Annotated in this window: 1 protein-coding gene; it reads right to left on the minus strand. The window is 68.2% G+C overall.

Translation table 11 applies throughout. The features are described from left to right. Positions 1-211 (minus strand): MBG-2 domain-containing protein (locus tag GSQ94_RS21785; RefSeq protein WP_174240885.1); only part of this gene is annotated, 211 nt, incomplete at both ends.

Genomic DNA, 211 nt, shown 5'->3' on the forward strand with positions numbered 1-211 from the left:
AGGCCTTGATGCCGGTGCTGCCGCCGAGGGCGGTTCCGTAGACGATGCTCTGGTTGGGCCAGGTGATGGTGTAGCTGGAGGCGGAGGCCTGGGTGATGGTGAGGGTTCCGGGGGCGTAGGTGAAGGTGTAGTTCTTGGCGGCGAGGGTTCCGGGGGCGGCGGTGATGGGGTAGGAGCCGACGGGCGAGGTGGCGGTATCGGCGGAGGTGAG

This window comes from Granulicella sp. S190 (genome assembly GCF_009766095.1).
In the GTDB taxonomy this organism is placed as follows: Bacteria; Acidobacteriota; Terriglobia; order Terriglobales; family Acidobacteriaceae; genus Edaphobacter.